Raw genomic sequence first — 18,023 nt, forward strand, 5'->3', positions numbered from 1 at the left:
ATTGGCACGCCTCCAGGAGGCTGAGGGCTCCGGGCGTCCGCCGGTCGGCCGGATGGACGCCCATCGGATGCTGTGTCATCTGGCGGCGGTGGACGTGAGGGCGATCTGTGGTGACGAAGTCCCGGAGGGCGACGGGCCCGCCGCCGATTGCTGAATGGTCACTGGGCTCCTGACCTGCGAAAACTCCAAAATTTGGCCTTGTTGCCCCCCTCTTACGCGTATAGAATTAATGCATAAGGAACGGGGAGTTCCCGAAAACCTCTTGGAGTGGAGTCCGAAATGACCGTCAAGGCCGAGGCCCGCAAGACCAGCACCAGCCGCAAGACCGCCGCCCGCAAGCCGGCCGCGCGCAAGGCCGCCGCAGTCGCGGCCAGCCCCGCTCCTGTCGCCGAGACACAGGCCGCCGCCACGCCGGGCAAGCAGGTCGTTGCCCTCAAGCTCGCCGAGGTCCACCGCAACGAGTCCCAGCCCCGCGAGTACTTCGACGCCGCCTCCCTCATGGAACTGGCAGCCTCCATGGCCGAGCGCGGCCAGCTCCAGCCGATCGCCGTTCGCCCGGACGAGGAGAAGGGTGGCTACGAGATCGTCATCGGCGAGCGCCGCTGGCGAGCCGCCCACCTGAACGAGGCCGAGACGATCGACGCCGTGATCCTCGACGGCCCCTACACCCTGCAGACCTACAAGAACCAGGTCGCGGAGAACCTCAACCGGGAGGACATGACCCCGATCGAGGAGGCCCGCGCCTTCAAGAAGATCCTCAACGAGGAGGAGGGCGCCACGCCGGAGAGCGTGGCCGCCGACTTCGGCAAGACTACCCAGTTCGTCAACCTCCGCCTCAAGCTCCTGGACCTGGTCTCCGAAGTCGCCGAGCAGGTCAACAAGGGCGCCATTGGCACCCAGGCCGCCGTGCAGATCTCCCAGCTCACCGCTGCCAACCAGGGTGCCGTCCTCAGGAAGTGGGCCAAGGGCGAGTTCGCCACCGAGAACGACCTGGTCCACTTCGCCTACCAGGTGAAGCAGCAGCAGGACCAGCCGTTCATGCTGGAGGTCGAGGACCTGACGGAGGAGCAGCGCGCCGAGCGCGTCGCCACCCAGCGTGCCACCCGCTCCAAGCTCGACAAGATCGAGCGAGCCATCACCGAGCTCGACGGCATCAGCAAGATGCCGCTGCCCGAACTCGTGGCTGCCCTGGATGGCCAGATCGCCGCCCGCATGGAGCAGCTGGACCGCGTCGCCAAGGCTCTGGCCGACGCCCGCTTCCAGCTCCGCCAGGCGAAAGCCGCCGCCGACGCCCGCGAGATCGCACTGAACCCCGACGCGGTCGCGCCCACCCTGACCCCCGTTCAGGGGGCGTCGCAGGAAGCCGGGGAGGTGACCAAGCCCGCCGAGATCGACGGGTTGCAGTCAACCCCCGGGAACACCGAGACCGCACAGGGCAGCGGGGCGGCGCAGGCCCAGCAGGGCACCAGCTGCGGTACCGAACCGCAGGCCAGCGCCGATCAGACGGTGGAGCTGGCGGCCTGATCAGCCCACCCGTGAGGGGCGGCCTGCCGGGCCGCCCCTCCCCGTCCGAAGGAGAAGCCATACCGTGATCATCGACGCCCAAGCCCGCTCCGCCCTGGAGCAGGCCGACTGCAATGGCCCCGAACTGCGCCTGCCCCGCCTGGACAGCGCACTGTACAAGCGGATCGACCAGATGCTCGCAGCAGTCGGCGGTCGATGGACCCGCGGGTGCCAGGCGCACGTCTTCCCCAGCGGCGCGGCCGAAGTCCTCGCCGCACTCCTGGCGGCCGGTCAGATCCACACCGAGGCAGAGGCCATCGCCGAGCGGCAGTTCTACCCGACCCCCGAGCACATCGCCCAGCAGCTCATCGACCTCGCAGGGATCGAGCCCGGCCACCAGGTGCTGGAGCCGTCAGCCGGAGATGGCGCGATCGCCCGCTTGGCCGCCGCCCGCGGCGCCGTCGTGGACTGCGTCGAACTCGACCCCGGCGCCGCCGACACCATCCGCAGCGCAGGCTATGCCCGGAACGTGACCGTCGGCGACTTCCTACGCCGGCCCCGGCGGCCGGACTACGACGCGGTGGTGATGAACCCGCCCTTCGCCAACCGCCAGGACATCCGGCACATCCGCCATGCCCTCGGATTCGTTCGGCCTGGCGGCAAGCTGGCAGCCGTCATGTCCGCCGGCATCACCTTCTGGAACGACCGCGCCGCGCGCGCCTTCCGTGATGAGGTCGACCAAGCCGGCGGAAGGATCGAGCCCCTGCCTGACGACACGTGGAACCACCTCGGGGTCAAGCTGCGCACCGTCCTGGTCGCCGTACCCGTGGTCGGCGTCGTGCCCACCGCCCCGGCGAGCCCCATGCCCAAGGCGGTCAGGCCGTGGAGTCACCTCACCCCCGCCGACTTCGGTCACGAACAGGCGAGTCCACAGGCGTTCCTCCTCGACGAGCTCGACAGCGTCGGCACCCGGCCATTCGAGAGCTTCAACTTCGATGCGGCCCCGCCTCAGAACAAAAGATAGGCAACAACTTAATGGAGTGCTATGGTCAGGTTGTCGCTCGGGGAACCGCCCCATCCGGTAACCCGAGCGACAACGCCGTGGCCAGCGGCGCCCTCACCACCGTGCCCGACGGGCGGCAAACCCCCCGCGCCCCACCCGCCAGGCACTGGCCTCCCGACGAGGCCACCGAGGGCGCCGCCCCACCCACGAACCGGACCCGCCCAACCCACCCCGGGGGCGGGTCCTCGCGTACCCGAAGGACATTCCGTGCCCGCCACCTACAACACCGATGGCGCCGAGGACCCCGACCTCTACGCCCAACTCATGACCGAGCGGTACGGCCCGCTGCGGCTCATCCTCGCCGAACGCAACAGGCCAGCCCCGCCCCGCCAGGCACGCGCGAACCTCACGCCAGATCCCAGAGCGGCCGAGCATCGCCACCAACTCCTCGAAGCCCTCAACAACCGCCCCCAACCGGACCCGGAGCCAGCCGCATGATCGCCCACACCCCGAAGCCCCAGCCCACCCCGCCCGTCCCCGGCGCCATCTGGTGCAAGTCCTGCGACTCCTGGTGCCTCCCGAACGGCCTGTGCCGGTGCAACAACCGGTGAGCTTCCACAGCCCGGCCCCTGGGCAGATCTACCAGGCATGCCACCCGATGGACGAGGGTCGACAGATTCGGATCACCGCCGTTCATGGCAACCGGGTCGACATCGAGACCGTCGGCGGGCCAGGCCGCCCCCGAACCCTGGACATCACGGCTCTACACGCCACGGGAACTACGGCTACCGGCCGGACTCGCCGGACCGGATACCGTCTGCTTGACCCCGACTCCAGGAGCATCCCGTGATCAACCGGATGACCGCCAGCACTGCCACCGACCCCGGTCTGGAGGAGCTGTACGAGCGTCTCGATACCGCGGCCCAGCTCCTCGCCGCCGGGTATAGCTCATTCCAGGAGCGGGCCGGCATCGTCCAGCGGTTGTGCAGCGGAGAGATCACCACGCAACAGGCCCGGGACGAGGACCGCGGGGAGTAACCCGGTGTGGGGTGTGCCCGGTTAACCCAGAAAAGCGCACCCCACACGAGCGCCCAGCCGGACCTACCGACCGGCATCGCCTCCGTCCGAGTCGCGAGCCAGCCCCTTGCGCCACTCCGCCTTGACGTCACGCAGCGATCGGATGCCGATGATCGCCTTCCTGCTCAACACCGGGATTTGGTCGAATACCTTCTCTGTGAACCGGAGCATTCCGTACACAACGAAGGCGCCGGTGCCGAGGCAGATCTCAATGATGCCCATTTGCTCCCCAATGGCTACTGGGGATCTGGGCAACCGGCACACGGCAGGCTCGACCCGGCATCCCACAGTTGCGGATGAACGGATCGAGACCACCACGGCGCCAGTCTCGTCAGACAGCACAGACCGGGGGATGTACCCCCAGCTGTGTAACGACGCAACTGCCCGCGTCGCAGGGTCTCTCCATTAGGTCGCGCGTTCTGCATCAGTGCGCCGGCACTGGGCAGTCGTATCGACCAGGAGTCGCATCCTGCCCGTCGGGCAAGACGGAGGCGCGTGCTCAACTGACCGCCTCAGGACTAGTTTCGAGCGGTGGAGCAGCTAGGGTCAAATCAGCAGCTCAGACGCCGAGTTGGTGCCGCGTCAGCAGCCGAACGACTGGGTTGCCGTGTGATCGTCTAGGGTGGTTGGCCAGTAGGGCGCGGGGAAACGGCCTACCTGAGGGACGACTGTGACTCCACCGCCCACCCGCATCCCCGAACCGCTGCTCCCGCTCGCGGTGCCGATCGGTGACCTCGCCCCGTACCACCGGAATCCGCGCACAGGCGACCTCGCCTCGATCCGGGAATCCCTGACGACCAACGGCCAGTACCGGGCGATCGTCGTCAACCGTGGCACCCACACCGGCCGCCCGAACGAGATCCTGGCCGGCAACCACACCTGGAAGGCCGCTAACGAACTCGGCTGGGACCAGATCGCCGCCACCTGGATCGACGTGGACGACGAGGCCGCCGCCCGCATCGTCGTTGTGGACAACCGCACCAGCGACCTCGCCGGCTACGACACCGCCCTCCTGGCCGACATCCTCTCCGAACTCCCCGACCTCGACGGCACCGGCTACGACCAGCACGCCCTCGACGCGCTCCTCGACGACGCCGAACTGCCCGGCCTGGTCGAACTCCCCAGCGACGGCGCCGGAACCGGCGAGAAGGCCGTCGTGGACTACCTCCAGTGGGGCTACCTCCAGTGGTCCTCCACCCGAGTCCGGATCACCGCCGAGGAAGTCCAGGCCCTCACCGCGCTCCACGACAAGTTCATCGACGACACCAACGGCGACCTCGGCTTCGGCTGGCACCTCATCGAGCACCCGCACAAGCAGGCCGATGCCTCGTGAGCGCCATCCCCACCACGACCTTCCACGAGTCGTACCCGCTCGCCGAGCTGCGCCCCGCCGACTACAACCCGCGCAGGCTGTCTGCCGAGGCATTCGAACGCCTCAAGGCCAGCATCGGTCGCCACGGCATCGTCAAGCCGGTAATCCTCAACGCCAACGGGACCCTGGTCGCTGGCCACCAGCGAACCAAGGGCATGACCGCCCTCGGCATCACCCACACCCCCGCGGTCATGCTCGGCACCACCGTCCGCCTCCAGGACGAGATCCGCTTCAACCTCCTCCACAACAAGGTCGAGACCGAAGCGAGCATCGTCCACGCCGAGCCCGGCCAGATCGGCCACTGGACCTGGGTGCCCTGGCAGTCCATCCGGATCGACGACCAGAAGAACGCCGCGTTCATCCAGGCCATCGGACAGATGGCCGCCGCACACGGCCCCTGGGGATCCGTGGTGATGGACGATCAGGGCCGGATCATCCTCAACGCCGAGTACGCCGTCGTCGCCGCCGCGCACCGCTTCGACCTGCTCGCCTGGACCGTCCCCTCCCCGGAAGCCGCCCAGCTCCACGCCGACCTCACCGGCGAGTACGGCGTCTACGACTGGACCGCCATCGAAGGTCAAGCGCCCGTCTGGAACCAGCACATCGTCCAGCCCAAGCGGCTCCGCCAGCGCAGCTCCAAGGCCAAGACCGGCCTCACCTACGGCTCCGAGACCTGGGAGAAGCTGGTCCTGCCCTGGCTCAAGCCCGAGCAGCGCGTCGTGGACTTCGGCGCCGGCCACGGCGACTACGCCACGATGCTGCGGGGGAAGGGCTTCTCCGTCACCGACTACGAGCCCTACCGCACCGCGCCGGGCAAGTACGCCGTGGACATCCGGGCCGTCGTCAGCATGATCCGCGCCATCCAGAAGGAACTGCGCGAGCACGGCCTGTTCGACGTCGTCGTACTCGACTCCGTCATCAACGCCACCACCAGCCTCGACTACCAGCACTGGGTGCTCGCCACGGTCAACGCCCTGTGCGCCGAGGACGGAGTCGTGTGCCTCGGCACGCGGAGCCTGCTCAAGGAAACCCGTATGGAGCAGGCAGGCCGGGCAACAACCGGCGGAGCCGTCAACATGAGCTTCCTCGACGACAACAACGTCGAGATGAACTTCGTGGCCGGCAAGTGGCAGAAGCTCCGCTTCCACACACCAGAGACGCTGGCAGCCCTGCTCAATCCGTACTTCGCCGAGGTCAAGATCACCGACGCCTCCGACTCCAACCTCAAGGCCGTTTGCCGCAAACCGAAGGCGCTCCAGGAAGCCGAGTATCGGAAAGCATTCGAAGAGGAATTCAATATGCCTTACCCGAATGACTTTCGCCATGGCAAGCATCTGGAATTGGTCGAATTCTTGATAAAATTGGTACTGGAGAGGAATTCTCTCGAATCTCGCGACTAGAAAAGGGGTGGCCGTGAAAGGCAAAATCACGGTAGAAATACGCGCACGTGAGGACTACGGCATCATGTGGCTCGCCGGCATCCGCCACGTAGCCCTCGACCAGCACTGCCTCAAGTCCTTCGGCCGCCCCGACCGTGCCACCGTCCACCCATGCACCAAGCTCCAAACCGTCCACCTTCCAACTGCCAACCCGCCCCTCGCCTGGTATCTGTGCGCACTGCCCATCCCGTGGAACTGGGCCGCCAACGCACACCTCGCTTTCGAGGCGGCGCCCGGCTACCACTGGGAAGGCCAAGCCCTCGTCCCCGGCCTCGAAGTTCGACTCGTCGGCGCCAAGCCGATCACCGGCTGGGGCGAGCACAGTGTCCCTGCCAGCGAGCCCCACCGCTCCCTGCGTCGGTACCGGACATGCCGCAACTGGCAGTTCGCCTGGTGGCTCCGGCAGAACCGCGCCGCCCCGACGCGCCCCCGCCCCCGCAGCCACCCCATCAGGACCACGGGCAGATGACCCTGCTGTGAGAACGCACCTGGGGCCAGCACGTGTTGACGTGCTGGCCCCAGGTGCACGCGCTAGGAGCGGCGGTTGACCGGACGCCGCCGAGCCGCCGCCGACCGCACCCGCGGCCGACCTGCCGGCACGGCACCAGTGGGCCGCCGCCCGCTGTCCGCCGCAGACCGGCCAGCCCACCGCCGGTGCACCCGCCGCAGTTCACCAGCCCGCCGTGCGGACTTCCGCAACGGAGCCCGCCGCGCGCCCACCGACGGACGTGGCCGGGGCCGCCCCGCCTTCTGCCGCAGCAGCTCCAGAAACGCCGCCACGCCGACCCCGAACGCCTTCACCATGGCCTCCACCGACCACGGCGACTCCAGGACATGACGCATTGCTCACCTCTCAGCTGAGAACCGGGAGGGTGTGATTGATCAGGCAGCCAGGCCAAGAACCAGCCCTTGGACGCCCACCCCGAAGCGACCGGCCGCGAAGATCGGTCCGGGGGCCCTGGGAATCAGAGGTCTGCTGAGTCTCGTGATTCCGCAGGCAATGGCTAGCGGCTCGTGATCGACTGGCTGCGGAAAGCCCGCATCCGAATCGGTATCCCAGACGCGGGCTGACTGGAGCGAGCGAGCGAGAAGAAAGCCGGACTCTAGCCGGCTCAATGCACCAACGAAGCCATGGCGGTGGAGTCGTCCGGCCCGCTGAAGGACCCGATCGATGGGCTGGCCTCGCCAAGAGGCGGCGGCCACCAGGCCGAGGTATGCCTCTGTCTTCCCACCGCCCGTCGCGTGGAGCCACAACCCGCCCTTAGCGGCGTCGTGAGCAGCAGTGAGATCGCTGAGCCGATCACCACTCGAGTGAACGAATTCATCGGCGAGCTCAATGGTCGCGAGCAGGTGAGCAAGCTGGAGAACGCCGACCTCAGCTGGGCCCTCGCAGACGACTTCCATGCTGCTGATCTTGGGGGACAGTGAGCCCGTGACCAGGTCGCCTAGGCGTACCCGCCTTTGCCCCACCCGGTGCGCGACATCCACGGACCCCCGGGCCGACTGCACTACGCCGGACTTGATGCCGTCCAGCTCGATCGGCTGCATGCCCGAACTCTACGCCGACGCTGATGATCGACGCACCGAGTCCGCTGACCCGAGTAGTGAGGGATCATAGAAGCGGCGCGGGGGCGCACGGAAGGACCACCGCGCCCATGGCCCGCCCCACTCGGGCGCAGCGCGCCGCGATCGCCCAACGCCGCGCCGACGCCGTCGAGCTTCAGCTTGCCGGCGTTGACTGGCTGACCATCGGCCGGAAGCTGGCCGCCGACCCGACGATCAACTCCGATCGGATCGCCTACCCCCAGGGCTACGGCGCCGAGTTGTACGCCAAGGGCAAGGAGCCGCCGGATGACGCCGCCCTGATCCGCTACGCCTGCAAGGACGTCAGCACCGCGCTGCGGGAGCGGCACACCGAACTCGACATCGCCGTGGACGAGCTGCGCATCGTCCACCACATGCGCCTGGAGCGGCTGTTCTTCGTCGCGTTCCGGCGAGCCGTCAAGGACGGGGATCTGCTGGCGATCGACCGCGCCGTGCGGATCCTGGAGCGCGACTCCCGGCTCCTCGGCATCGACGCACCGGCCCGCACCCAGCTGTCGGGCCCCGGCGACGGCCCAATCGCGGTCGAGTCCGTCACCGCGGCCGAGCTGGCGAAGCTGATCGCGGCGACCGAGGGTGGCAGCGAGTGACGGCCGCGACCGCCGAACTCCTCGACCGCTACAGCACGCTGCCCGGCGACCGGCGCCGAGCCATCGCCGCTCAGGCTTCACCGCAGCTGCGGGACCAGCTCGCCAAGGTCGAGAAGGACATGGCGATGCGCCGCTCCCCGGGCTCGCTCGCTGCCGTCCTCACCGCAGGCCGGGAGATGCAGGCCGAGCACTTGGCCCTCATCGACGACGCCTTCGCCCGCATCGCGGCCGGCGAGTCCATCCGGCTCCTGCTGACCATGCCGCCGCGGCACGGCAAGTCCCGCCGTGCCGCCCGGTGGGCGCCGCTCTGGTACCTGCTCCAGCGCCCCGACCACCGCGTCATGATCGCCAGCTACTCCGCCGAGCTCGCCGACGACCATGGCCGATGGATCCGCGACGCCATCACCACGTGGGGCGATCAGATCGGCATCGCCCTCCACCCCGGCTCCAAGGCCGCGAACCGGTTCGACATCCTCGGCCACGAGGGCGGCCTGGTCTGCGCCGGCGTCGGCGGCGGCCTCACCGGCAAGGGCGCGCACCTCGCCGTCGTGGACGACCCGATCAAGGACGACGCCGAAGCCCAGTCCCCGACGATGCGCAAGCGCCTGTGGGAGTGGTGGCAGTCCGTCCTCCTCACCCGCATCGAGCCCGGCGGCAGCGTGATCGTCATCCAGACCAGGTGGAGCGAAGACGACCTCGCCGGGCGCATTCTCGCCAGCGAGACCGCCGAGGACTGGATCATCATCGACCTCCCGGCGATCGCGGACAGCTCGAACGACGCGCTCGGCCGCAAGGTCGGCGAACCGCTTTGGCCCGCCCGGTACGGCGCGAAGGCCCTGGCGAAGATCCGCCGCGCGGTCGGCGAGCGCGTCTGGTGGTCGCTCTACCAGCAGAAGCCCCGCCCGCAGGAAGGCGGCGTGTGGAAGCGGGAGTGGATCGACCAGCACCGCATCACCGCCGTAGCGTTCAGCGGCCTCGACATGGCCCGGGTCGTCGTCGCCGTGGACCCAGCCGGCGGCGAGAGCCTGGTAGGTGACGAGACCGGCGTTGTCGGCATGGCCCTCGGCTACGACGATCACCTGTACGTGCTGGACGACCGCTCCGCGAACATGGGCGCCAACGACTGGGGCATCAACGCGTGCCGCCTCGCCATGGAGCTGAAGGCTGACGCCATCGTGGTCGAGTCCAACTACGGAGGCGACATGGCCCGCCAGGTCGTCACCCAGGCCTGGGACCAGCTCGCCCGCGACGGCGAGACCCGAGGCCTGCTGATGCCGATGATCCTGGAGGTCACCGCCAAGGTCGGCAAGCGCCTGCGCGCCGAGCCGATCGCGCAGCTGTACGAGCAGGGCCGTGTCCACCATGTCGGCCACTATGCCGAGCTGGAGGGCCAGATGGTCACCTGGGTCGCTGGCATGGACTCGCCGGACCGGATGGACGCCACTGTGCACGGCCTCACCGAACTCGCTGACCCGGACCAGCTCGCCATGCTGCCGAAGGGCTTGGATGATGGTCGCCTCGACGGGCGCCGGTAGACGATCGGCTCGACCAGGCTTGTAACGGCCACAGTAGTTTTATCGCCAAGGCTTCCGACACCGCTTGGAAGGTGCTCCCGGGGCTTGCGGCGTAGCGTGGAGGCGTGGCGGATAACAGGCTGCCTGCGATCCCGGCAGCAGTTGAGATGGTCACTCTCTGGCTTGATGGCCCGGGTGAGTGGACCGATCGAGTGCAGCAGATTATCAAGGCCATGAAGGCCCACGAGAGCGAGTGGATCCCGCTCCTAGGTTTGCTCATGCTGAGCGAGCGTGCGCTCCATGACCTTGCAAGTGCACGTGGTGAGGATCCTCAGGCGTTCATTCCCGGTTACCTGCGTGCCCTGTCGCTGGAGGACCAGAACAGGTCGAGTGGGCTGTAGGGCGTCGGCCAGGCACGATCGCTGTTCGGCTCGGTAGCGTCGCGATCATGAAGCAGTGAGGGCAGGGGAAGATCGTCGCAACCGGGGTTGCGGGGGCTGCGATTGCGGCTGGTGGGATCACGTGGGCCGTGTGGCCAGGTCGTCGCGCTACGACTCGTGGCTGGCGGCGCAGCGGTAGCCTGTGGCCGTGGCGTCGCCTGGGGCGCCTGAGTGGGCCGTGCAGTTCAAGTACAGACACCGCGCCTCGATGGTGGTTGGCAGGTAGGCGCAGCTGGCGATCGTGCAGTGAGGTGGCGTGTTCGCAGGAGTTGTGCCAGGCGGAATGGGAGAAGTTCACGGTGGCGCAGCGGCTCATGCTGGACCGGGACGGCTTCAATACTGGCTGCGAGACGATGGAGTCGCAGGCAGCTGCCGACCGGGAGACTTGGAGCGGACGGGTTGCCTAGATCTATGAGTCTGCTCAGGGTTGACGCTCCGCCAGGTTGAGCCCCGGCAGATAGAAGGTCACCATACTTGGTTATCGGTTTCGAATGACACAGATAACTGTGTGCGGGTACCGTGGTCGGCGTGAGGATGGCTTATCCATGGTAGCCATTCCTTGTCAGGCCGGGCGGCGACCCGAAGCCTTCGGACCGCCACCCGTTCCGCCAGCGAGCGGAAGACTGAGGTGATCAGCCGTTGTGAGTCGTGAACAACTCCCGCGCGACAGCGGCGAACTGTGCGAGCAGGACCACGGTCCTCAACTGCTGATTGCCTCGGTCTGACAGCGAGAACGTCCTCGCCTTCTTGATCTTGGCAACCAAGAGCTTGATCATGCCTTCACCCCCTCTCCCAAGTGGTGCGGTGAGGGACATGCATGACGTTGCGTCACTGCAGGAACCACGTTAGGGGCATGACGTTCGGCGTGTGGCCGATTCCCTGAAAGCTAGGGATAAGTCGGCCGCTGCGGACACGGCCGCGCAACTGATACACCCTACGGTGTGGGGATAAGCTCCTTGTCGGGCGCGGGGCCCGTTAGCTGGGAGCACTCCAGTGGGTCTGCGTGATCTCGTCATCGATGCGTGGTCGTGGCTGAACTACAAGCCGGTGATGGCCAACCCGGTCCGGCGCGGAGCCGGCCCGTTCGCTGAGCTGGCGGCCGGCTGGGTGCCGCTCGAGGATCTGCGTCGCCTTCAGGCGTACAAACTTCTTGCCTCCTACGACAACAACCAGGCGGGGCAGCTGGCCGCAGCCGCCGGAGACGAGACCGGCCTGGAGCGCCGGGAGTTGGGTGATGCGGCGAAGCTGATCGACACCGCGCTCGGCTACATGCTCGGCTCCGAGCAGACCATCGTGGTGTCCGGGGCGGAGCACGACGATGGCACCGGCCTGTCCCCCGAGGCGCAGGCAGCACTCAACATCCAGGAACAGCTGAGGACATGGGCGGAGCGCGAGCTGCTGCCGCTGCGAATCCAGCAGGCCGAGCGGGCTGCGGTACGGTGCGGCGACACGGTCTACACCCTGGCCTGGGACCCCGCCAAGGGCCGACCGCAGCTTCGCGTCCTCGACGCCGGGTTCTACTTCCCGGAATGGGGCGAGGAGAGCGACGCCGCCGAGTACCCCTCCCGCGTCCACTTCGCCTGGGAGCTGCCCGAGGACCAGCGCCGTGGGTTGAAGGCCCGCCTGCGCCGCATCACCTACGAACTCGGACCGATCAGCGCCGCGACCCGGCCCGGCCAGTCGAAGACCGGCCAGCCGATCCGGGAGCCACTCGTTGGGGACGACGGTGACCCGCTGCTGATGGCCGGCGACCAGCTCGACGCCAACTCTGGCACGATCTACCGCACTTACCCGTGGGCTCCCGACCGCCCTTCAGGGGTGACGTGCTACCTGACCGACGCCGAGTGGCTGTTGGACGACCTCCGGGGACAGGACGATGTCTACAACCTGCCGATGGCCAAGGCCACCTTCCGGGCTCGCTCCGACGGGGAGGTGCTGGACCGACTCGACCTGATGGTGGACTTTCTGCCGGTCGTCCACGTCACCAACACCATCCCGGACGCGGGCGAGCACTGGGGCCAGCCGACCATCGCCAAGGTCATGCAGACGCTGGACGAACTCGCCGCGACGGACTCGGACTCGGCCGCCGCGTCTGCCACCACCGGCACGCCCATCATCGGCCTGTCCGGTGTGCGGCTGCCCAAGGACCGGATCACCGGCACGACGCTGCCGCTTCAGGTCCGGGCCGGCACGGTCTGGACGCTCGCCGAGGGCGGCTCCATGGACACGCTCGACACCTCGGCGCAGCTCGCCGAGCTGCGCGCCCGCGTCGATCACCTCCTCGACCGGGTCGCCGGGAACTCCCGGCTCACCTCCTCCGGCCTGGGAACCCTCGACCCAGCCGCTGTCCCGTCCGGCTACGCCCTCCAGCTCGCCCTCGGACCGCTTGATGCGCTGGTCAGCAGCATGCGACTCGCGCGGAACCACAAGTACGCGCTGCTCCTTCGTATGGTGCAGCGCCTCTACCAGGCTGGGCAGGCCGACAGCTGGCCGATGGGGGAGACCCTGTCCGCACGCCTGGTTTGGGGACCGCATACGCCGACCGACCGGGCCGCTGTGCTGGACGAGGTCACCAAGGGCTTCGTCGCCGGTGTGCTCTCGCTGGAGACCAGCGTCCGGATGCTGGCCGAGGCCGGATACCCGATCGAAGACGCGGCTCAGGAAGTCCAGCGGATCCAGGCCCGCGCGTTCGACGCGGCCGCCCGGCTCGCAGACGCCACCGGTGACAACGGGGCGGTCCGGTCCTACCTGGGACTGCCGGAGCCAGCCCCCTCGCCGATGTGACCGGGCCGGTGGTGTCAGCGGCCGATTGCGCGCTGCGCTTGTCGCTCGCGCCACCGGGCAGCCAAGGTCGGCCGAACCGCTGTGGCGGGGCTGAGGCGCACCCTGTCCTGGTCGGGGCCTACTCCGTAGGGGAGGAACCGGTCGTCCAGCACCTTCAATGGGCTCAGACCGGCAGCGACGATGACCGAGTTGATGACGCCGGAGGTCCGGTACTGCACGTAGCGGGCCTCATCCCATTCCCTGGCGGCAGCCTGGTAGACCCCGATCGGCGGTGACATCGGGGCGCCCGAGTCGCAGGCGCCGACGATCCAAGTCTGGTACCCGCCCGGGTTGCCGAAGTAGTGGCCCTCCGCGTAGCCGAACCGTCGAGCGCCAACAGCTGCGAACCGGCCGCCGGTCGGTCGCTGGGCCGGGTCCGGGAGTTCAGCGAAGCGGGAGCGGCCAAGCTTGATCGAGTAGTCGGGGCCGACCGGGACATGGGGCTGGAACCACCTGCTGCGAGTCGTGACCCCGTACATGACCACCGTGTCGTCGGCCAGCGTGCACCACGTCGTGAGGTAGCCGAGCTTCCCCAGCGGCCAGATCCGCACAAGCAAGTCCACGTCCGTGGTCTGCCCGTGCACGCCTTCGTACTGCTGGAACGTGGCCTTGAACTGCCAGTCGTGCTCACCGAACTGCCGCTTGATGACGTCGTGGCGGACCGAGAGCGCCATCCCCTCGTAGAGGCCAGCGTAGTACCGGCCCTTGCCCAGGGTCTTGCGCCAGAACGATCTGATGGTTACCAGGACGCCGCCGGTCGCCGTGACGGCGCCCGCCACGGTCAGCCCGCCCTGCCAGGTCTGGAACACGTGGCTTAGCCAACTCACGGCCTGATGATGCACCAGCAGGGCCCAGTTGCGCACGTGCCGAGCGAGAACCGCGTGCGGCCGCTTCGGCCTGAGTACACTGATCATCGGCGCGGGGGCGCTGCATGGAGGTCCTGTCTTGGCCGCCCCCCGCCCTCTTCCCGTCGCTGGAGAACGCCGCGATGGCCAGCCCGTCCCTCCGTCGTCCGGCGGCACCCTCGACGATCCGTCCTCTGTCCTGACTGACCAGTCCCCGTCGGTGGACGCCGGTGGCGCGCTGATCACGCAGGACACCCTGTCGCGACTGCTGGCCCGGGAGAAGTCCCAGGGGGAGCGCAGCGCGGTCCGCAGGCTCGCCGCCGACCTGGGCTTCGCCGACGCGACCGCGCTGAAGACCTGGGTCGATGCGCAGCGGGCCGCCGAGCAGGCCGCGCTGAGCGAGGCCGAACGGCGCGAGCAGGCTGCCACGCAGGCCCTCGCAGCGGCGGACGAGCGGGAGCGACGCGCCGAAGAGCGGCTTCGAGCGGCGATCCGCCAGACCGCGCTGATGCGACTCGGCGCGGCCGGTGACGGGCTGGCCGATGCCGAGCGGCTGCTGGACGTCCCGGACGACGCGGACGACCAGGCCGTGGCCGTCGCTGCTGCCGAGCTGAAGGCGCGGCGGCCGGAGCTGTTCGGCCCAGCCGCACCGGCCGTCGCCCCGCCGGCCCCGGGCGGTGCGCCCGCAGGTGGACCGCCGCCGCGCGGCCAGGCCCCGGCTGCGGTCGGCTCGGCCGGACTGGAGATGGCCAAGCGGCGCGGCTACGTCCCCTCCGCCTGAGCAGTTGCCCCGGCCGTGTCCGGGGTGTGGGACCACGCCCTTTCCCGTGGACGGCGCCACCGGCTGGTGAGCGTGCGCGACCGCTTCGTCTTCCCGTCCCCGAGGAGGGGCTTTGACCATCCAGCCGGTCAGCTCGTCGGCGCAGTTCAGCACCGATCGGTCCTGGCTCGCGTCGCTGCACGGCACCGACAGCACTGAGACGATCACCCTCGACATCACCAAGTTCACCGCCGGTGTGCACTACCAGGTGTCCGCCGACACCACCCAGCCCTACAGCCGGGTCCTGTCCGGCGTGCCGGTCGGGAAGATCACAGCGAGCGGGCTGTTTGGCCCGTACGACCCGGCTGCGACCGATGGCCGCCAGGTGCTGGCCGGTCTGGTGTTCGCCGAGACGCTGTTCGCGCCCACCCAGACGAAGGTGCCGGCCGCGCTGCTGTGGCACGGCGTGGTGAGGGTAGCGAAGGTGCCCGGCGGGATCGACCCGTCGAAGATCACGTCGTCCGTGACCGGACCCCAGATCCGCTTCATCTAAGGGAGTTGCCCTGTGACCATTCAGGACCTCATCAAGGACGTCACGGCGCACGACCTGACGACCTTCGCCCGCACCATCCCCACCCCGGCTGACTTCCTGCTCACTCAGAGCATCTTCCCCACGCTCGTGTCCCGTGAGGTGAAGTGGCGGCTCAAGCAGACCGGACGCTACGTCAATACCGCCAAGTACCGGGCCTACGACGCGTCCGTGCCGTTCGCCGAGCGGCAGGCCTGGCAGTCCGGCCGCGAGGGCTTCCTGCCACCGCTGGGGCAGAAGCTCGTCGTGGGGGAGCAGGAGCAGATCCTGCTGGAGCAGTCCCACGGTGCGGACCAGGACAGGCTGATCGAGCTGCTGTACGACGACGTGGAGCGGCACGTGGAGGCCATCCGCTCCCGGCTCGAACTCGCCGCAGGCGACGTGCTGTTGGACGGCAAGTTCACGCTGACCGGGGAGAACGGGCTGACGCTGGAGGTGGATTGGGGCGTGCCGGCCGGGAACATGCCGGTCGCCGCGAAGCCCTGGTCCGACCCGACCAGTGACCCGATCGCCGATGAGCTGTCCTGGATCCAGTACCTGGACGACCTGTCGGCGCCGGAGCCGGAGTTGGTCCTCACCTCCCGCAAGGCGTTCAGCTTCCTGGCGAAGAACAACGCCTACCGGGCCGCCTACTACGGCTCCGTGAACCCGAGCACCACGCCGACCGCGACGCTCACCCCCGGACAGGTCAACACCGTGCGCGGCAACTACGGCCTCCCGCCGATCACCTTCTACAAGGCACAGGTCCGCGTCGACGGGATGCCCACGCGGGTCCTGCCCGAGGACCGGTGGATCATGCTGCCTCCGGACCGGACCAAGTGGGGCCAGCTCCAGTTCGGTGCCACCGCCGAGTCCCTGGTCCTCTCGCGCGGGTCGAACCCGGAGATCGCGGCCGAGGACGCGCCGGGCATCGTCATCACCCGCGGTGTGCAGGATGACCCCGTGCAGATCTGGACCAAGGGCGCCGCCGTCGCCATGCCGGTCCTGCACACCCCGGACGCCCACATCGTCGCGAAGGTGCTGTGATGGGCGCCCGCCTGGCCGCCGCCGTGCATCTGGACCACCCGGTCACCCACGAGCGAATCCACCTCCAGCCCGGCGACGAACCCGAACCCGAAGTCGCCGCGCTCATCACCAACCCCGACGCCTGGCAGCCCGACGAACCGGCACCCGAGCCCGGGCCGGCAGCGCAGCAGCCGGAGGCGCCCGCACCCGAGACCGCCGAGCAGTAACCTCGGCCGCAGTCGGCCTGGCCACCGAAACGACGAGCGGTGGCCAGGCCGACCGCGGCCCCGACCAAGGGACCCGCCCGTGGACCAGAGCGTCCTCGCCTGGCTGCTCGCCCAGCTCGGCCCCAGCACCGACCACACCGACCTCGCCACCCGCTACGCCCGGCTCGGCACTGCGCGCTCCGTCGCCGCCGAGATTCTGGCCGAGCGTCGCGCACGCCTGCTGGCCGAGCCGCTGCGCTTGGTCGTGGACGGTGTGATCACCACCGACAACACCGCGAACCTGGCGGGCCTGGAGCGCCAGCTTGCATCCTTGGCCGACGCCATCGCGCCGGACGATCCGGCGGCGGCAGAGGACGGACACCAGCTGGTCACCGCCCAGCTGATCCGCTCCCGCACCACCCGGTAGGCCCTGCCGTGCCGTACGTGTGGCCGCCGCTGCTACCCGGCGATCAGGAAGAGGTCGCCGGCCGAGTCGCCGCCGTCCTCGAGGACGCCTGGCAGCGGCTGATCGCCAAGCAGGCCGCGGTGATCACGGCCTTCGCCGACAACTGGCGCACCCCATACGTGCTCGCCACCTTGGCCGAGTTCAGGAGAGCGATCGAGGACTTCCACAGGGCTGTGGACGAGGAGGCGGCAGGCTTCGTGCGGCGGCAGCTGCCCTACCTGTACGAGCAGGGGGCAACAGCGGCCGTCGCCGTGTCTGGCGGCAGGTTCGCGTGGACGCTGATCCACCGCGATGCCCTCCAAGCCCTCGCCGCCGACTCCTACGCCGACTTCCTGCGCCGCTCCCAGGAGGCCGGCCGGATGGCCGAGCAGTTCTACCGGGCGGCCCGAGCCGCCGCCCGCCGGGAGGTGCCGCTGCTGGCGGCAGGGAACACCACCGCGCGGCAGGCAGCCCGCGCTCTCGCCGACCGGCTCACTGCCGAGCACCGGCTCGACCACGTCATCTACCGCAACGGCGCGCGGGTCCCGGTCCGCGCCTGGGCGGAGGCGGCGACCCTGGCGAAGAGCGCGGTCGCCTACAACTCGGGCACCCTCAACCAGGCCCGCCAGGCAGGGGTCACCATGGTCGAGGTCTTCGACGGCCCGGACTGCGGGTGGACCAGCCACACCGACCCGGACAAGGCCACCGGGACGGTACGGTCCGTCGACGAGGCAGCCGCGTGGCCGATCTCCCACCCGAGGTGTCGTCGAAGCTTCGGGCCCCGTCCCGATCTGTGACGGGGGAGGTGGC

General features: G+C 69.0%; 21 protein-coding genes. 18 read left to right on the forward strand and 3 right to left on the reverse strand.

Annotated features, from left to right (window positions below; translation table 11 throughout):
- Positions 1 to 279 precede the first annotated feature (279 nt).
- The 4 genes from E6W39_RS28980 (at position 280) to E6W39_RS28995 (ending at position 3,544) form a co-directional block, all read left to right on the forward strand.
- Entirely contained in the window at positions 280 to 1,524 is a 1,245-nt protein-coding gene (locus E6W39_RS28980; protein ID WP_141635999.1) for a ParB/RepB/Spo0J family partition protein, read from the forward strand.
- Positions 1,525 to 1,588: 64 nt separating this feature from the next.
- Positions 1,589 to 2,527 carry a methyltransferase gene (locus tag E6W39_RS28985; RefSeq protein WP_141636000.1) on the forward strand — a complete coding sequence of 313 codons (939 nt, stop codon included), beginning with the start codon at positions 1,589 to 1,591 and terminating at the stop codon, positions 2,525 to 2,527.
- A gap of 246 nt (positions 2,528 to 2,773) precedes the next feature.
- A complete protein-coding gene (locus E6W39_RS28990; protein WP_141636001.1) occupies positions 2,774 to 3,004 on the forward strand; it encodes a hypothetical protein in 231 nt (76 codons plus the stop codon).
- 348 nt (positions 3,005 to 3,352) lie between these two features.
- The gene (locus E6W39_RS28995) at positions 3,353 to 3,544 is read left to right on the forward strand and encodes a hypothetical protein (protein WP_141636002.1); all 192 of its coding nucleotides are present in this window, start codon (positions 3,353 to 3,355) and stop codon (positions 3,542 to 3,544) included.
- Between the two features lie 63 nt (positions 3,545 to 3,607).
- On the opposite strand, the gene E6W39_RS29000 is transcribed toward E6W39_RS28995, so the two are convergent.
- A complete protein-coding gene (locus tag E6W39_RS29000; RefSeq protein ID WP_141636003.1) occupies positions 3,608 to 3,805 on the reverse strand; it encodes a CBS domain-containing protein in 198 nt (65 codons plus the stop codon).
- Between the two features lie 448 nt (positions 3,806 to 4,253).
- On the opposite strand from E6W39_RS29000, the gene E6W39_RS39785 reads away from it, so the two are divergent.
- The 7 genes from E6W39_RS39785 to E6W39_RS29035 all read left to right on the forward strand — a co-directional run bounded on the left by E6W39_RS39785 (position 4,254) and on the right by E6W39_RS29035 (position 10,501).
- Complete coding sequence (locus tag E6W39_RS39785; RefSeq protein ID WP_220140271.1) at positions 4,254 to 4,916, forward strand: ParB/RepB/Spo0J family partition protein; 663 nt, start codon at positions 4,254 to 4,256, stop codon at positions 4,914 to 4,916.
- Positions 4,913 to 6,355, forward strand: a complete 1,443-nt coding sequence (locus tag E6W39_RS29010) for a methyltransferase domain-containing protein (RefSeq protein ID WP_181799485.1) — start codon at positions 4,913 to 4,915, stop codon at positions 6,353 to 6,355. The genes E6W39_RS39785 and E6W39_RS29010 overlap by 4 nt, the downstream gene beginning before the upstream one ends.
- 13 nt (positions 6,356 to 6,368) lie before the next feature.
- Positions 6,369 to 6,863 carry a hypothetical protein gene (locus E6W39_RS29015; RefSeq protein WP_141636005.1) on the forward strand — a complete coding sequence of 165 codons (495 nt, stop codon included), beginning with the start codon at positions 6,369 to 6,371 and terminating at the stop codon, positions 6,861 to 6,863.
- A 662-nt stretch (positions 6,864 to 7,525) separates the two neighbouring features.
- Positions 7,526 to 7,822 carry a hypothetical protein gene (locus E6W39_RS29020; protein WP_141636006.1) on the forward strand — a complete coding sequence of 99 codons (297 nt, stop codon included), beginning with the start codon at positions 7,526 to 7,528 and terminating at the stop codon, positions 7,820 to 7,822.
- A 227-nt stretch (positions 7,823 to 8,049) separates the two neighbouring features.
- Positions 8,050 to 8,586, forward strand: coding sequence for a hypothetical protein (locus E6W39_RS29025; RefSeq protein WP_141636007.1), 537 nt, complete (start codon positions 8,050 to 8,052; stop codon positions 8,584 to 8,586).
- The gene (locus tag E6W39_RS29030) at positions 8,583 to 10,121 is read left to right on the forward strand and encodes a terminase large subunit domain-containing protein (protein WP_141636008.1); all 1,539 of its coding nucleotides are present in this window, start codon (positions 8,583 to 8,585) and stop codon (positions 10,119 to 10,121) included. Before E6W39_RS29025 ends, E6W39_RS29030 begins: the two co-directional genes overlap by 4 nt.
- 104 nt (positions 10,122 to 10,225) lie before the next feature.
- A complete protein-coding gene (locus E6W39_RS29035) occupies positions 10,226 to 10,501 on the forward strand; it encodes a hypothetical protein (protein WP_141636009.1) in 276 nt (91 codons plus the stop codon).
- Between the two features lie 671 nt (positions 10,502 to 11,172).
- Here E6W39_RS29035 and E6W39_RS39790 read toward each other — a convergent pair.
- Entirely contained in the window at positions 11,173 to 11,316 is a 144-nt protein-coding gene (locus E6W39_RS39790) for a hypothetical protein (protein ID WP_181799486.1), read from the reverse strand.
- 217 nt (positions 11,317 to 11,533) lie between these two features.
- On the opposite strand from E6W39_RS39790, the gene E6W39_RS29040 reads away from it, so the two are divergent.
- The gene (locus tag E6W39_RS29040; protein WP_141636010.1) at positions 11,534 to 13,324 is read left to right on the forward strand and encodes a hypothetical protein; all 1,791 of its coding nucleotides are present in this window, start codon (positions 11,534 to 11,536) and stop codon (positions 13,322 to 13,324) included.
- Positions 13,325 to 13,338: 14 nt separating this feature from the next.
- Here the strand turns inward: E6W39_RS29040 and E6W39_RS29045 are convergent, their stop codons facing one another.
- Complete coding sequence (locus E6W39_RS29045; RefSeq protein WP_141636011.1) at positions 13,339 to 14,190, reverse strand: ETEC_3214 domain-containing protein; 852 nt, start codon at positions 14,188 to 14,190, stop codon at positions 13,339 to 13,341.
- A gap of 238 nt (positions 14,191 to 14,428) precedes the next feature.
- On the opposite strand from E6W39_RS29045, the gene E6W39_RS29050 reads away from it, so the two are divergent.
- The 6 genes from E6W39_RS29050 (at position 14,429) to E6W39_RS29075 (ending at position 18,010) form a co-directional block, all read left to right on the forward strand.
- Positions 14,429 to 14,989, forward strand: coding sequence for a hypothetical protein (locus tag E6W39_RS29050; protein WP_141636012.1), 561 nt, complete (start codon positions 14,429 to 14,431; stop codon positions 14,987 to 14,989).
- Positions 14,990 to 15,101: 112 nt separating this feature from the next.
- Positions 15,102 to 15,521 carry a head decoration protein gene (locus tag E6W39_RS29055; RefSeq protein ID WP_141636013.1) on the forward strand — a complete coding sequence of 140 codons (420 nt, stop codon included), beginning with the start codon at positions 15,102 to 15,104 and terminating at the stop codon, positions 15,519 to 15,521.
- Positions 15,522 to 15,533: 12 nt separating this feature from the next.
- Positions 15,534 to 16,583 carry a major capsid protein gene (locus tag E6W39_RS29060; protein WP_141636014.1) on the forward strand — a complete coding sequence of 350 codons (1,050 nt, stop codon included), beginning with the start codon at positions 15,534 to 15,536 and terminating at the stop codon, positions 16,581 to 16,583.
- On the forward strand, positions 16,583 to 16,789 hold the full coding sequence (locus tag E6W39_RS29065) for a hypothetical protein (RefSeq protein ID WP_141636015.1): 207 nt from the start codon (positions 16,583 to 16,585) through the stop codon (positions 16,787 to 16,789). Before E6W39_RS29060 ends, E6W39_RS29065 begins: the two co-directional genes overlap by 1 nt.
- 79 nt (positions 16,790 to 16,868) lie before the next feature.
- Entirely contained in the window at positions 16,869 to 17,195 is a 327-nt protein-coding gene (locus E6W39_RS29070) for a hypothetical protein (protein WP_141636016.1), read from the forward strand.
- An 8-nt stretch (positions 17,196 to 17,203) separates the two neighbouring features.
- Positions 17,204 to 18,010 carry a hypothetical protein gene (locus tag E6W39_RS29075; protein ID WP_141636017.1) on the forward strand — a complete coding sequence of 269 codons (807 nt, stop codon included), beginning with the start codon at positions 17,204 to 17,206 and terminating at the stop codon, positions 18,008 to 18,010.
- The last annotated feature ends 13 nt before the right edge of the window (positions 18,011 to 18,023 follow it).

Origin of the sequence: Kitasatospora acidiphila (assembly GCF_006636205.1) — a bacterium.
Classification (GTDB): domain Bacteria; phylum Actinomycetota; class Actinomycetes; order Streptomycetales; family Streptomycetaceae; genus Kitasatospora; species Kitasatospora acidiphila.